Genomic DNA, 13,867 nt, shown 5'->3' on the forward strand with positions numbered 1-13,867 from the left:
ACGTCGACCAGTTCGAGACTGCCGCCGCCCAGATCGCCGGCGATGCCATCGGCCGGATGGAAGCCGGAAATGACGCCGAGCGCCGAATAATACGCTTCCTGACGGCCGCTGATGACACGGATCTCAGTCTTCAGCACCTCCTCGGCGCGGTGAATGAAATCAGGGCCATTGACCGCCTCGCGGGCCGCGGCGGTGGCCAGCACATACATCTGCTCGGCGCCGGCCTGGTCGGAAAGCGCGCGAAAGCGACGGAACTCTTCCATCGAGCGCGTCACCGCCTCGGGGTCGAGCTTGCCGGTCGAAACGATGCCCCGGCCGAGACCGGCCAGCATCTTTTCGTTGAACAGCATGGTCGGCGAGCGCGCCAGCCCCTCATAGACGACGAGGCGGATCGAGTTCGATCCGATGTCGATGATGGACAGCGGTCGGCGGTCCTGCAGCCGGCCTTGGGAATCAGACAGCATCAGCCGGACGCTGCGGCGTTCTTCTTGCGGCGCTTGAACTGCGCAATGCGCTTGGGCGCATGCGACTTCAGCGCGTCACCCCGTCCCGACAGGCTCGGATTGGTCATGAAATATTCCTGCGCGTTGAACGGTTCCTCGCCCTCCTCCAGCACGACGCGCCGGGAGGTTCCATCAGCCAATACGTCGAAACTTTGCTGATTGTCCATGATGTTGCCCAGCATGATCTGGCCAAGGATCTGTTCGTGCACAGTTGGATTCGTGATCGGCACCATGGTTTCGACGCGGCGGTCGAGATTGCGCGGCATCAGATCGGCCGAGGAGATGTAGACGATTGCTTCGTCCGACGGCAGGCCGTGACCGTTGCCGAAACAATAGATGCGGCTGTGCTCGAGAAAACGGCCGACGATTGATTTTACGCGGATGTTTTCCGACAGGCCGGGAACCTGCGGCCGCAGGCAGCAGATGCCGCGCACGACAAGGTCGATCTCGACGCCGGCGCGGCTGGCATCGTAGAGCGCGTCGATGATGATCGGATCGACGAGTGCGTTCATCTTCATCCAGATGCGCGCCGGTTTCCCCTGCACCGCGTAGGCAATCTCGTCGGCAATGTGCTTGAGGATGCGGCTTCTCAGCGTGAACGGCGAGATCGCCAGCCGCATTTCGTCCGTCGGCTCGGCATAGCCGGTAATGAAATTGAAGAGCTGGGCGACATCGCGGGCAATCGTCGGATCGGTGGTGAAGAAGGACAGGTCGGTGTAGATGCGCGCCGTTACCGGATGGTAGTTGCCGGTGCCGAGGTGCACGTAGTTGCGCAGCTTGCCGTCCTCGCGCCGAACCACCAGCGACATTTTCGAATGGGTTTTCAGCTCGAGAAAGCCGAACACGACCTGCACGCCGGCACGCTCCAGATCGCGCGCCCAGCGAATGTTGGCTTCTTCGTCGAAACGCGCCTTGAGCTCGACCAGCGCGGTGACCGACTTGCCGGCCTCGGCCGCGTCGACCAGCGCACGCACGATCGGGCTGTCATTGGAGGTGCGGTAAAGCGTCTGCTTGATCGCCACCACTTCCGGATCGGCCATCGCCTGGCGCAGGAACTGCACCACGACGTCAAACGATTCGTAAGGGTGATGGACGACGATGTCCTTCTCGCGGATGGCGGCGATTGTTTCGCCGCCATGCTCGCGGATACGCTCGGGAAAACGCGGATTGTAGGGCATGAATTTCAGGTCGTCGCGAGGGACGGCGACGATCTCGGAAATCTGGCTGAGCGCCAGCGGCCCGGTGAGCACGCTGATGCGGCTCGACGACACGCCAAGCTCGCCTGCCACGAAGTCGCGCAATTCGCCAGGCATCAGCCTGTCGAATTCGATGCGGATCACCGAACCGCGCCGCCGCCGCTTCAGCGCCGTTTCGAACAGGCGCACGAGGTCCTCGGACTCCTCCTCGACCTCGATATCGCTGTCGCGAATGATGCGAAACGTGCCGGAGCCCTTGACCTCATAGCCGGGGAAGAGCTTGCCGATATAGAGGCCGACCGCCTCTTCCAGCGGGATGAAGCGGACATGATGCTTGCGGTCCGGCAGGCGGATGAAGCGCTTCAGCGCCACCGGCAGGCGCAGCAGCGCGCGCATCTCCTCACCATTCTTGCGATGGCGCAATTGCAGCGCCATCGAGAAGCCGAGATTGGGAATGAACGGGAACGGGTGCGCCGGATCGATCGACAGCGGGGTGAGCACCGGGAAAACCTGTTCCTGGAAATGGTCTTCCAGCCAGATTTTCTCGTCCTTGGTCAGCGCATCGCGGGTGATGCTCTCGATGCCTTCCTTGTTGAGCAGCACGGTAAGCGCCGAAAGGCTCTTCTGCTGGTCTTCCTGCAGCCGCTCGACCTCACGCAGCAGCTGTTCGAGCTGCTGTTCGGGGGTGCGGCCGTCAGGGCTCTTCAGCGTAATGCCTTCTCGTACCTGGCCGGCAAGACCGGCAACACGGACCATGAAGAACTCGTCGAGATTGGCGGCCGAGATCGACAGGAAGCGGACGCGCTCCAGCAGCGGATGATTGAGGTTCAGCGACTCCTCGAGGACGCGCCGGTTGAACTGCAGCCAGGAAAACTCGCGGTTGACAAACCGGTCCGGATTGCCGCCCTCCGGGCGAGCCACCTCGACATCCACGAATTCGTTCTGCACCGGCTTCAGTTCGTTCATGATTCCCGCTCTTCCACACCGTCAGCCAGCTAAAGCGCCGCACGTCATTCAGGAGGCGCAAAGGACGCTCTGCCACTCCAAGGCGACGCATGGTCCTTGCCGAAAACCGGTGTCGGTCTTCGGGGCCATGCGTTAACCGGCTTAACTTATCCTCTGACAGGCTTTTGCGACAGTTTCATTTCATCGAACTTGCAAAGAGCCCTGATATGATCCAGATGCAGACGAGACTGCGTTAAGGAGACGACGATGGCAGGCGGTTCCATTCCCCATTTTCAGAACGATGCGGGCTATCAGGCAATCGACATCGGCGTGAAGGAATTCATGTGCACGGGCGCCAATCCGCCTTTCGACCACCCGCATGTGTTTCTGGACATGGGCGACGACAACGAAAAAGTCTGCCCCTATTGCTCGACGCTCTACCGCTATTCTCCGAAGCTGAAGGCAACGGAAACGCTGCCGGCCGGCTGCATCTACATAGAACAGGCCGCCTGAGTCTTTCGCGGCCAGCCCGATGAACGACACGCGCTCCCGGCAAGTCGTCATCGCCGGGGCGGGAGTCGCCGGGCTAACCGCAGCGCTGGCTTTCGCCGAACGCGGCTACCCTGTGAAAGTGTTCGAACAGGTGCAGCGCCTGGAAGCGGCAGGCGCCGGCATCCAGCTTTCTCCCAACGCGACACGCATCCTTCGCCAGCTTGGTGTGCTCGACAAGCTGCTGCCGGCAACGGTGCGGCCGGAAGCGGTGGTCCTGAAGGACGCCGCGACGTTGCGCGAACTGGCGCGGGTGCCGTTGGGGCAAGCCGCCGAAACGCGCTGGCAGGCGCCCTATCTCGTCGCTCACAGGGCTGATCTGCAGAGCGCGCTGATGGCACGGGTTTCCGAGATACCGGATATCCATCTTACCACCGGCGCCCGCGTCAGCAGCGCTGCCACCGGCCCCCATGGCATCACCGCGACGGCCGAGATCGACGGCAAAACCATCAAGGCTGAGGGCTTCCTGCTGATCGGAGCCGATGGTGTCTGGTCGTCGGTGCGCGCACTTGTCGATTCGGCCAAAAAGGCGGCCTTGCCGACAAGCCATTTTTCCGGCGAGCTGGCCTGGCGCGCGACCATTGCCGCCGAAAGCGCTGCCGGACAAGCCTTTGCCGCGATCGGTGTAACCAATTGCGTCACCACCTTCCTGCATCCCGGCTTCCATATGGTGGCCTATCCCGTCAGCAAGGGTGCGGCCTTCAATCTCGCGGCCTTCACCAGGGGCGACCGCATTGCCGAGGGCTGGTCCGGCAACGCCGACGCCGGGATCCTGACCCGAGCCCTGCGCGGCACCGCGGCAGAACTTGCCCGTCTGGTCGAGCAGGCCGGCCCGTGGACCGCATGGCCGATCCACACTGTTGACCCGCAACAGCCCTGGACAACACCGAACGGCATTGCGCTGATCGGCGACGCCGCGCATGCGATGACCCCATTCGCTGCGCAAGGTGCGGCGATGGCGATCGAGGATGCGGCGACGCTTGCCGACATCATCGCCGACTTCCCTGCCGACCCCCTGGCCGCACTTGCCGTCTGGGAGCAGTCTCGGCGGCCGCGTGTCGCGCAGGTCGCCCGACGCGGCGCTGTCAACCGGCTGGCCTGGCATGCCTCGGGTCCAGTGGCGATTGCGCGCAATGTGTTCCTGAAGGTGCGCTCGTCGGAAAAACTCGCGGCGGATCTGGACTGGCTCTACGGCTGGCGGGCTCATTAGAATGCTTACATCGATAGAATGCTTACATCGGTCGACCTTGACGTAATGGCAATTTGTAGTTACATTTTTGTAGTCAACGAGGCGCAAATTGCGATTTGAATGGGACGCCGAAAAGGCGAAATCCAATTTCCGCAAGCATGGCGTAAGCTTCGACACCGCCGTTCGTGTTTTCGCCGATCCTTTCGCGCTATTGGAGCATGATCGAATTGAAGGGGGCGAATATCGTTGGCAGACAACCGGCTTGGTTGACACCGCATTGATATTGCTGGTTGCACACGCAGATCGAGAGGAAGACGGGATCGAGGTGATCCGCATCATTTCAGCGCGGCGAGCTACGTCCAAAGAGAAAAGGCATTATGCGCAAAATCGTTCGATATGAATTCGACCCGGCCAATCCGCCTCCTCTGACAGAAGCACAGAAAGCGGAGATCGCGGCTTTGAAGGCGCGACCAGAGGATGATGTCGACACGAGCGACATTCCCGAATTGACCGAGGAATTCTGGCAGAACGCCGTCCGAAATCCTTATTTCAAGCCGGTCAAGCAACAACTGACCCTGCGTCTCGATTCTGACCTCGTCGCCTGGTTCAAAAGGCGCGCACCGGATGGTCGCGGCTACCAGGGTGCAATCAACAGAGCGCTTCGAGAATATGTGTCCAAACAGGATCGCAAGGCCGGCTGATCACCGGAATGGCCTTCAATTATACAGCCGCATCGACAGGCCAAGCGATACAGGCAGCGGGTTCCACCAGCCGGTGCGCAGGCCGGCGATGCGCAAGGCCGCCGCCGTCCAGGTGTTGCAGCCGACCAGTGCGTTGAAATGGCCATTGGCTTCGTAGAAGCCGTCGAACCTGGAATAGGCTGCGTCCGGAACGAGGGTCGGGCCTTTCGGTCCCCGCTGGAAACTTGCATCGATGAAATCGAGCAACGCCGTGAACCGATCCTCGGTGATGTCGAATCCCGCGATATCGGGGCGCGGTTCGAGGATGTCACCGGCGACATCGACATGCATGACCGACGCGTCGAGTGTCAGTGCCTTCATCACCGGCACCGCCTTCAGCTCGGACCATGTCGGCGTCTCCAGGTAGAAGGCGCGGCCGCCCCAGCCGAAGACGATGTAGCGGACCTCCGGCCTGTCGGCCGGTATGCCCGCGTCGACCAGGAAATGGAAACGCCGGCGCACGGCGTCATCGACCGGGATGGCGATATCGGTGTGGATCGGATTGTTCAGCACCAGGATGTGACGCGTCGCGGCTGGCACGGCGGCGGCGGCCGGCCACAGCGGCCGTGGCACGAAGGTGCCCGTCGTCAGGGCGAGTGCGACGAGAACCAACAGAAGACCCAGAAAACGTCCCAGTCTTTTCATGAAAGGCGGCCCTGCAAACGCGCTCCGGCGCGACACGAACGCCCGCCTGTTATCCATACGCAAAAGAGCCCGGCAGTGTTTCAGCCGGGCTCTTCGTGGCCGTCGAGGCCTAGTGCAGGATCTGCGACAGGAACAGCTTCGTGCGCTCGTGGCGCGGGTGGTCGAAGAACTCGGCCGGCGTGTTCTGCTCGACGATCTGGCCCTGGTCCATGAAGATTACACGGTTGGCGACCTTGCGGGCGAAGCCCATCTCGTGGGTGACACACAGCATGGTCATGCCTTCCTCGGCAAGGCCAACCATGGTCTCCAGCACTTCCTTGATCATCTCCGGATCGAGCGCCGAGGTCGGCTCGTCGAACAGCATGATGCGCGGGTTCATGCACAGCGAACGGGCAATCGCCACACGCTGCTGCTGGCCGCCGGACAATTGGCCGGGATATTTGTGGGCCTGTTCCGGAATCTTGACGCGCTTGAGGAAATGCATGGCGATTTCCTCGGCCTGTTTCTTCGGCGTCTTGCGCACCCAGATCGGCGCCAGCGTGCAGTTCTCCAGGATGGTCAGATGCGGGAACAGGTTGAAGTGCTGGAACACCATGCCGACCTCGCGGCGCACCTCGTCGATCTTCTTGAGATCGTTGGTCAGTTCCTTGCCATCGACGATGATCTTGCCCTTCTGGTGCTCCTCCAGACGGTTGATGCAGCGGATCATGGTCGATTTGCCGGAGCCGGAGGGGCCGCAGATGACGATACGCTCGCCGCGCATCACTTTCAGGTTGATGTCCTTCAGCACATGGAACTCGCCGTACCATTTGTGCATGGCGATGATGTCGATGGCGACATCGGTCGTCGAAATCTGCATCTTGGCGGCGTTGACCTTGATCTCTTCGGCGCTGACGGCATTTTCGGTGGCCATGACAGGGATCCCCTTGTTCTTTTGTCGTTGGTAGTGATGCATGTCGTTATCCCAAAACCGCTATACACTTTTGGGCGACATGCATTCAGCGTTTGTGGCCGGTGTCGAGCCGGCGTTCGGTGTACATTGAATAGCGCGACATGCCGAAGCAGAACAGCCAGAAGACGAAGGCCGCGAAGATCAGGCCTGACCTCGCCGTCTGCGCGGTTGCCCAGTTTGCATCGGAGAAATTCTGTTTGACGATGCCGAGCAGGTCGAACATCGAGATGATGATGACCAGGCTGGTGTCCTTGAACATGCCGATGAAGGTGTTGACGATGCCTGGAATAACCAGTTTCAGCGCCTGCGGCATGACGATGAAATACATTTTCTGCCAATAGCCGAGACCGAGCGAATCGGCACCTTCATACTGGCCCTTGGGGATCGCCTGCAGGCCGCCGCGCACCACTTCGGCCATATAGGCCGCGGCAAACAGCGACACCCCGATCAGCGCGCGCAGGAACTTGTCGAACGACACACCCTCCGGCAGGAACAGCGGCAGCATGACGCTGGCGAAGAACAGCACGGTGATCAGCGGGATGCCGCGCACCGTCTCGATGAAGACAACGCACAGCGTCTTGATGATCGGCATCTTGGAACGGCGGCCGAGCGCCAGCACGATGCCGAGCGGCAGCGACACGGCAATGCCGACGAAAGACAGGCTGAGCGTCACCAAGAGCCCACCCCAAAGCGAGGTCTCGACATGCGGCAGGCCGAACATGCCGCCGACCAGCAGGACGAAGGCGACGATCGGCAGCACGAAGAACAGCAGAACCGCATTCAGCCCTTTGCGCGGCACCTTCGGGATCAGCATCGGCACCAGCAGCGCCACGAACAGGATAGCGACCAGGATCGGCCGCCAGCGCTCCTCGATGGGATAGCGCCCGAGCATGAACTGGCCGAATTTGGCATTGACGAAAGCCCAGCAGGCGCCGGTCCAGCCATCCGGCTGGATGCCGCCTTGCGCCACCGTGGCGCATACGGTTCGGTCCGGTCCCGTCCACACGGCGTTGATGAACGCCCAATTGATGATTTGCGGCAGGATCATCGCCACCAGGGCGATGCCGACGATCGTCAAGATGGTGTCGCCGGCAGAAGCGATCAGGTTCTTGCGCACCCAAGCGCCGAGGCCGGTGACGCTGGCGGGCGCCGGCTGCGCCAGCACCATTTCGGTGCGCACCCAGGACATATCATGTTCTTGCATGTCCTTACCTCACCTCTCCACCAGCGCCATCTTGGCGTTGAACCAGTTCATCACAAGCGAGGTCAGGAGGCTGATGGCGAGGTAGATCACCATCATGATCACCACGCCTTCGACGGCCTGGCCGGTCTGGTTCAGCACCGTCCCGGCGGTCGCCGTCAGGTCCGGATAGCCGATGGCGATGGCCAGCGACGAGTTCTTGGTCAGGTTGAGATACTGGCTGGTCAGCGGCGGAATGACGATGCGCATGGCCTGCGGCACGACGACCAGCCGCAGGATCGATCCGGACCGCAAGCCCAACGCACCGGCAGCTTCCGTCTGGCCCGCGCTGACACCCCTGATGCCGGCGCGCACGATCTCGGCGATGAAGGCGGCGGTATAGCAGGACAGCGCCAGATAAAGCGACAGGAACTCCGGCCGGACCTGGAAGCCGCCGGTCAGGTTGAAAGTCGACTGCTTCGGGTAGTCGAAGCTCAGGGGAAAGCCGCTCAGCGCATAGGCGAGCAGCGGCAGCCCGACGATCAGCGCCGCGGACGTCCAAAACACTGGAAATTGCTGGCCGGTCGCCATCTGCCGTTGCCGCGCCTTGCGCGCGACGAACCACGCCATGGCGATGCCGACAAGCAGGGCGACGAAGATCAGCCATGAGCCGTCGCCCCACACGGCGCGTGGAAAATAGAAACCGCGCTGGTTGAGGAAGGAGCCGAACGGCAGGTTGTAGCTGTCGCGTGGTGCCGGCAGCACGGCCAGCACGCCGGAATACCAGAAGAAGATGACCAGCAGCGGCGGGATGTTGCGGAAGACCTCGACATAGACGGTGCAGATCTTCCGGATCAGCCAGTTCTGCGAGAGCCGGCCGATGCCGATGACGAAGCCGATGATTGTCGCGGTGATGATGCCGACGATGGCGACGATGAGCGTGTTGAGGAGGCCGACCAGAATGGCGCGGCCATAGGTCGAATCCGACGAATAGGCGATCGCGCTCTCGCTGATGTCGAAGCCGGCGCGGCCCTTGAGGAAGCCGAAGCCTGAAGCGATGCGCAGCCGCGTCAGGTTGTCGATGACGTTGTGGGCAATCCACCAGACGCCCGCCACCAGCAGCACGACGACCAGCACCTGGAAGAATATGCCCCGGATTTTCGGATCGTTGATGAAGGAGCCGCGGCTGGGCTCCTCGCGAAGTACGTCCTGCGATGCCATTCGACCGTCCCCTGGAAAGAGAAACCGGGAGGCAGATGATCTGCCTCCCGGATCACATTTCGATCAGCGGATCGGCGGCGCGTATTGCAGGCCGCCCTTGGTCCACAGCGCGTTGATGCCGCGCGCGATCTTCAGCGGGCTGCCCGAGCCGACATTGCGCTCGAACATTTCGCCATAATTGCCGACGGCCTTGACGATGTTGACCACCCAGTCATTGGAGACGCCGAGATCGGTGCCGATCTTGGTATCGGCTTCCTGGCCGAGCACGCGCTTGATCTCGGGGCTTGCCGAGTTCTTCATCTCCTCGACATTGGCCTTGGTGATGCCGAGCTCTTCAGCCTGCAGCAGCGCGAAATAGGTCCACTTGACGATGTGATACCACTGGTCGTCGCCCTGGCGAACGGCCGGTCCGAGCGGCTCCTTGGAGATGATCTCGGGCAGCACGACGTGGTCGGCCGGCGCTCCCAGCGTCAGGCGGATGCCGTAGAGGCCCGACTGATCGGTGGTGTAGACGTCGCAGCGGCCGGCATCATAGGCGGCGTTGACCTCTTCCAGCTTCTCGAAGACGACGGGATTGTACTCCATCTTGTTGGCCTTGAAGTAGTCGGCGAGGTTCAGCTCGGTGGTGGTGCCGCTCTGCACGCAGACGGCTGCGCCCGAAAGCTGCAGGGCCGAATTGACGCCCGGCAGCTTCTTGGCGTTGATCATGAAACCCTGGCCGTCATAGTAGGTGACGCCGATGAAGTTCAGGCCAAGCGCCGTATCGCGGTTGATGGTCCAGGTGGTGTTGCGCGACAGGATGTCGATCTCGCCCGACTGCAGCGCGGTGAACCGCTCCTTGGCGCTGAGCGGCGTGAACTTGACCTTGGAGCCGTCACCAAAGACGGCGGCCGCGACAGCGCGGCAGAAATCCGCATCGATGCCTTGCCAGTCACCCTTGTCGTCCGGCGCCGAAAAGCCGGCAAGGCCGGTGGAGACGCCGCACTGGATGAAGCCCTTCGCCTTGACGGTGTCGAGCGTGGCCGCCGACGCGGCGGACGCCATCAATCCAAGCGTGGCGGCGCCTAGAATGCCGATAGCAATGTGTTTCATGACCCACAGACCCTTTTCTCTGTTTTCAGGAGTAAATCCTGATTTTTTTCTCCCGTGTGAACGCGGCTTCATCCCGGCCCATTCCCGAAACCCCGCATCGTAACCGACGCGCCGCCTCCCATTCACAAATGTCATCGAAGGCGATAATTCCTGTGAGGTCAAGGGAAATGACCGAAACCCAAAGAGTTTGAAAACCGATTGCCGCAAATGCCCGATTTACAGACAAACACGCCCGCGATTTAGCCAGCAGGGCTAATAAAGGCGGCAAATCTCATGCAACGCCAACGCGGGGCCAATACGGGCCGCGGCAGCGAAATCCATCCCGGGCAATAGCTCGTCGTTGTTGACCTCCGCGTGCGACGAACTACCAGGTCCCAAGATTGTCATCTGACAATTTACTGACGGCTGCATACCAATACAGACCGCCGACGAAGACTGTTCTCAAAGGGCTTGAAAGACGATCCAGATCCCGATGGCGGCCATCAACGCGCCTGAAACGCGCGGAATCAGCTGCCCGGTCGGCACCGTCTTCTCCAGCAGAACAAGGATGGCGATGCCGGCGATCCACAGCACGTTCATGACGCCACCGACGAACAACAGAGCCATCAGCGCCCAGCAGCACCCCAGGCAATAAGCGCCGTGATCGATGCCGAGCCGAAGCGCGCCGAGCGGAGCGGAGCGGAATCCGCCACGGCCGGCCAGGAACGCGATCGGCGCCTGACATTCGCGCAGGCAGACGCCCTTCATCGGCGTCCATTGATAGAGACCGGCGGCGATCAGAACGAGGCCGCCGAGGATCGCGCTGCCGGTTGCCATCGAGGGATCGAGCAAGGCAAGACGGGCGAGAAGCCATTGCGCACCGGTCGCCAGGAGGCTGAAGACGACCCAGACGGCGAGATAGCCGGCAAAAAACCATCCCGTCGAAGCGATGGGCCGGCCATCCGCCCGCGCCTTGCGGCCGACACCGGCATAGAGCAGCAACATCGGCGCGACCGACGGCGTCATCATGCCGACCATCATCACCGCCCACATCGTGAAGGTGAAGGCGAAATCGCCCAATGCCCAGGGCCGGAAGCCGGGCGCCATGGCGGCGCCCATATCCATGCCGGCCATATCCATGCCGGCCATGTCGCCGCCTCCGCCGTCCGGCAAGGGGAAGCCGGGCATGACCATGGTGGCGGCGAGCCACAGCACATAGGCCCAGGCGAGCACGGCAATCACCACGAGCGCGGCCATCACGACCGCGCGATCGCGCCTCAGCACCGCCTCGAGGGCCGTATCGCCCATTGGATCAGGTCAATGCACGATGCCGCTCTGCGTAAGATGCAGATTGGCGAAATGGCTGTGCGTATCGGCCAGTTCGAACTTGATCGGGCCCGTCGCCTTGGTCCAGCCGCGCCCGACCTCGGCGATCGCGTATTCGAAGCCGTGCGGCAAGTCGATGCGCGCCTGGTGCGCGGCGCCGGTGACCGGATTCCGGATCGGCTCGCCGCGACCGTCGGTTATACCCTCGACATGCAGCTGACTGGTTCGCGCGTCGACGTCGATCTTGAATTCGATCGGCGCGAAGATCGGATCGTGGAATTTCTCCAGCGTGGTCGAAAAGACCTGAAATATCGTTGCACCTGGCTCGGTGTCCAGACCGCCCAATATGCGAAGCAGCGCGCCACGTTGGGCTTCCGTCGCCCTCTCGTCGATGACCACCGCGGCTTCACCCCCGCCCTGGTGTATGGCGCCGGGCCATCTGAAAATCCCGACGAACCGCAACCCGTCGAGCTTGGTGTCGCCGTGATGGCCGCTCTCGATTTCCATGCCGGCGACCGCCTGGCAGAATCCGTATGTCGGCATGGCGTTGAACTGGCACGGGCAGCCATAGGCGCAGTTGCAGTTGATGAATTCGCTCGCCTTCATGGCCCATTTGACGTCCGGCATGTCATTCCTCCCTTGCCGCACTCACGCTTCATGAGCGCGATCCGGATCGTGGAGGACCAGAAGTCAACCGGCAGCAACCATCCGGCAGCATCTGATCGAAGCAATCCGGCGATTAATATTAGCAGGAAATCATATACCTTCCGCAGCCGCCCACAATAGGCCGATCGGCTGAGATTAGGGCTCCGAACGCAGGTCAATAAAAGGCCGCCTTTCGCGATAGGAATTTTTTCTTGACACCCTGCCCTCAGCTATGGTACATATTCGTCCATGGTGCTGATTTGCGCCGATAACCCGCCGCACAGGCGGGTTTTTCGTTTAATACCCTGCCCCAGCATCGCTGTTTTTGCCGCGACGAACTGGCATATCGAAGTCCGCCTCCTGGCGGGCGGTGGCTGTTGCACGGTCCATAGCGCCGCACTATGGCTAGCGGCTTGTCAAACGAGGCGACGCAGAATGGCGAAAGACGGCGAGCACTTTAGCGGCGGGATGGGCGTCAACACGCGGCTTGCCCATTCGGGCAACAATCCGCACGACTATTTCGGCTTCGTCAATCCGCCGGTGGTGCATGCTTCGACCGTGCTGTTTCGCGACGCGGCTTCGATGGCGGCACGCACCCAGAAATACACTTACGGCACGCGCGGCACACCGACGACCGATGCGCTTGCCCATGCCATAGACGCGCTGGAAGGCTCGACAGGCACGATCGTAGTGCCGTCGGGCCTTGCGGCGGTGACGGTACCGCTGCTCGCCTTCGTCTCGGCCGGCGACCATCTGCTGATCGTCGATACCGTCTATCATCCGACCCGCAATTTCGCCGACACGATGCTGAAGCGGCTGGGCGTCGAGGTCGAGTATTACGCCCCCGATGTCGGCGCCGGCATCGCGGCGTTGATCAAGCCCAACACCAAGGTGGTGTTCACGGAATCGCCGGCCTCCAACACGTTCGAGGTGCAGGACATCCCGGCTATCGCCAAGGCGGCGCACGCCGCGGGCGCCATCGTCATGATGGACAATACGTGGGCGACGCCACTCTATTTCCGTCCGCTCGACCACGGTGTCGACATCTCGATCCATGCGGCGACCAAATACCCGGCCGGCCATTCCGACGTGCTGCTCGGCACGGTGTCGGCCAATGAGAGCTGCTGGACGCATCTTTACGAGAGCTTCTGCACGCTTGGCTGTTGCGCCGGGCCCGACGACGTCTACCAGGTGCTGCGTGGCCTGCGCAGCATGGGCGTGCGCCTCGAACACCATCAGCGCAGTACGCTTGCCATCGCCTCCTGGCTCGAGGGCCAGAAGGGCGTGGCGCGCGTGCTCCACCCGGCCCTGCCCAGCCATCCGGACCACGCTCTGTGGAAGCGGGATTTCTCCGGCTCCAGCGGCATCTTTTCCATCGTTCTTGCCGGTGGCGGCCAGAAGCAGCAGCACGCCTTTCTCGACGCGCTGCGGATCTTCGGCCTCGGCTATTCCTGGGGCGGCTATGAGAGCCTTGCCGTACCGGTCTGGCTCGGCGACCGCGTCGTTGCAAAAGCGCCCTATGAGGGTCCGTTGATCCGCCTGCAGATCGGCCTCGAGGACGTCGAAGACCTGAAGGCCGACATCTCGCGCGGCCTGACCGCCGCGGCGGCTGCGTAGCGGAATTCTATTCCCTAAAATTGCGGTTTGCCGGATCAGTTTGGCTTTCAAATTCAACGATGCCGCGTCATTGCGGTGCGATCAGCAC

The 13,867-nt window shown here is 61.9% G+C and carries 13 protein-coding genes and 1 pseudogene; 5 read left to right on the forward strand and 9 right to left on the reverse strand.

All coding sequences use genetic code 11. The annotated features are described in order from the left end of the window. Both EOB59_RS18390 and EOB59_RS18395 read right to left on the reverse strand, forming a co-directional pair. Positions 1–464, reverse strand: a pseudogene (locus tag EOB59_RS18390) (exopolyphosphatase); the annotation flags it as partial. After that, entirely contained in the window at positions 464–2,665 is a 2,202-nt protein-coding gene (locus EOB59_RS18395) for an RNA degradosome polyphosphate kinase (protein WP_128288936.1), read from the reverse strand. The pseudogene EOB59_RS18390 and the gene EOB59_RS18395, both read right to left, overlap by 1 nt. Positions 2,666–2,911: 246 nt before the next feature. Between EOB59_RS18395 and EOB59_RS18400 the strand changes: the two genes are divergently transcribed. The 4 genes from EOB59_RS18400 to EOB59_RS18415 all read left to right on the forward strand — a co-directional run bounded on the left by EOB59_RS18400 (position 2,912) and on the right by EOB59_RS18415 (position 5,083). After that, positions 2,912–3,157, forward strand: a complete 246-nt coding sequence (locus EOB59_RS18400; protein WP_027037845.1) for a zinc-finger domain-containing protein — start codon at positions 2,912–2,914, stop codon at positions 3,155–3,157. 19 nt (positions 3,158–3,176) lie between these two features. Then, positions 3,177–4,403: an FAD-dependent monooxygenase gene (locus tag EOB59_RS18405; RefSeq protein ID WP_127810805.1), complete on the forward strand. Its 1,227-nt coding sequence runs from the start codon at positions 3,177–3,179 to the stop codon at positions 4,401–4,403. A gap of 88 nt (positions 4,404–4,491) precedes the next feature. Beyond that, positions 4,492–4,782 (forward strand): BrnT family toxin, encoded by a 291-nt coding sequence (locus EOB59_RS18410; RefSeq protein ID WP_127810806.1) that lies wholly within the window; start codon positions 4,492–4,494, stop codon positions 4,780–4,782. Then, entirely contained in the window at positions 4,760–5,083 is a 324-nt protein-coding gene (locus EOB59_RS18415; RefSeq protein WP_128288937.1) for a BrnA antitoxin family protein, read from the forward strand. Before EOB59_RS18410 ends, EOB59_RS18415 begins: the two co-directional genes overlap by 23 nt. A 15-nt stretch (positions 5,084–5,098) precedes the next feature. Here the strand turns inward: EOB59_RS18415 and EOB59_RS18420 are convergent, their stop codons facing one another. The 7 genes from EOB59_RS18420 to EOB59_RS18450 form a co-directional block, all read right to left on the reverse strand. Next, entirely contained in the window at positions 5,099–5,767 is a 669-nt protein-coding gene (locus EOB59_RS18420) for a TIGR02117 family protein (RefSeq protein WP_127396949.1), read from the reverse strand. Positions 5,768–5,876: 109 nt separating this feature from the next. Beyond that, positions 5,877–6,680 (reverse strand): amino acid ABC transporter ATP-binding protein, encoded by an 804-nt coding sequence (locus tag EOB59_RS18425; protein ID WP_023761950.1) that lies wholly within the window; start codon positions 6,678–6,680, stop codon positions 5,877–5,879. Between the two features lie 85 nt (positions 6,681–6,765). Then, positions 6,766–7,923, reverse strand: a complete 1,158-nt coding sequence (locus EOB59_RS18430) for an amino acid ABC transporter permease (RefSeq protein ID WP_127321837.1) — start codon at positions 7,921–7,923, stop codon at positions 6,766–6,768. A 9-nt stretch (positions 7,924–7,932) separates the two neighbouring features. Next, on the reverse strand, positions 7,933–9,120 hold the full coding sequence (locus EOB59_RS18435; protein ID WP_127810810.1) for an amino acid ABC transporter permease: 1,188 nt from the start codon (positions 9,118–9,120) through the stop codon (positions 7,933–7,935). A gap of 63 nt (positions 9,121–9,183) precedes the next feature. Continuing rightward, positions 9,184–10,212 carry an amino acid ABC transporter substrate-binding protein gene (locus EOB59_RS18440; RefSeq protein WP_127268988.1) on the reverse strand — a complete coding sequence of 343 codons (1,029 nt, stop codon included), beginning with the start codon at positions 10,210–10,212 and terminating at the stop codon, positions 9,184–9,186. A gap of 441 nt (positions 10,213–10,653) precedes the next feature. Continuing rightward, positions 10,654–11,499 (reverse strand): DUF2182 domain-containing protein, encoded by an 846-nt coding sequence (locus EOB59_RS18445; RefSeq protein WP_128288938.1) that lies wholly within the window; start codon positions 11,497–11,499, stop codon positions 10,654–10,656. Positions 11,500–11,508: 9 nt separating this feature from the next. Then, positions 11,509–12,144, reverse strand: a complete 636-nt coding sequence (locus EOB59_RS18450; protein WP_127810813.1) for a DUF1326 domain-containing protein — start codon at positions 12,142–12,144, stop codon at positions 11,509–11,511. Positions 12,145–12,597: 453 nt separating this feature from the next. Between EOB59_RS18450 and EOB59_RS18455 the strand changes: the two genes are divergently transcribed. Next, complete coding sequence (locus tag EOB59_RS18455; protein ID WP_128288939.1) at positions 12,598–13,779, forward strand: cystathionine beta-lyase; 1,182 nt, start codon at positions 12,598–12,600, stop codon at positions 13,777–13,779. The last annotated feature ends 88 nt before the right edge of the window (positions 13,780–13,867 follow it).

It is taken from the genome of Mesorhizobium sp. M7A.F.Ca.MR.176.00.0.0 (assembly GCF_004023165.1).
In the GTDB taxonomy this organism is placed as follows: domain Bacteria; phylum Pseudomonadota; class Alphaproteobacteria; order Rhizobiales; family Rhizobiaceae; genus Mesorhizobium.

Excerpts from the sequence above, each read along its gene's own strand:
- EOB59_RS18395 (WP_128288936.1), bottom strand. The coding sequence starts at position 2,665 with ATGAACGAACTGAAGCCGGTGCAGAACGAATTCGTGGATGTCGAGGTG.
- EOB59_RS18445 (WP_128288938.1), bottom strand. The coding sequence starts at position 11,499 with ATGGGCGATACGGCCCTCGAGGCGGTGCTGAGGCGCGATCGCGCGGTC.
- EOB59_RS18450 (WP_127810813.1), bottom strand. The coding sequence starts at position 12,144 with ATGCCGGACGTCAAATGGGCCATGAAGGCGAGCGAATTCATCAACTGC.
- EOB59_RS18420 (WP_127396949.1), bottom strand. The coding sequence starts at position 5,767 with ATGAAAAGACTGGGACGTTTTCTGGGTCTTCTGTTGGTTCTCGTCGCA.
- EOB59_RS18440 (WP_127268988.1), bottom strand. The coding sequence starts at position 10,212 with ATGAAACACATTGCTATCGGCATTCTAGGCGCCGCCACGCTTGGATTG.
- EOB59_RS18435 (WP_127810810.1), bottom strand. The coding sequence starts at position 9,120 with ATGGCATCGCAGGACGTACTTCGCGAGGAGCCCAGCCGCGGCTCCTTC.
- EOB59_RS18455 (WP_128288939.1), top strand. The coding sequence starts at position 12,598 with ATGGCGAAAGACGGCGAGCACTTTAGCGGCGGGATGGGCGTCAACACG.
- EOB59_RS18400 (WP_027037845.1), top strand. The coding sequence starts at position 2,912 with ATGGCAGGCGGTTCCATTCCCCATTTTCAGAACGATGCGGGCTATCAG.
- EOB59_RS18415 (WP_128288937.1), top strand. The coding sequence starts at position 4,760 with ATGCGCAAAATCGTTCGATATGAATTCGACCCGGCCAATCCGCCTCCT.
- EOB59_RS18405 (WP_127810805.1), top strand. The coding sequence starts at position 3,177 with ATGAACGACACGCGCTCCCGGCAAGTCGTCATCGCCGGGGCGGGAGTC.
- EOB59_RS18425 (WP_023761950.1), bottom strand. The coding sequence starts at position 6,680 with ATGGCCACCGAAAATGCCGTCAGCGCCGAAGAGATCAAGGTCAACGCC.
- EOB59_RS18430 (WP_127321837.1), bottom strand. The coding sequence starts at position 7,923 with ATGCAAGAACATGATATGTCCTGGGTGCGCACCGAAATGGTGCTGGCG.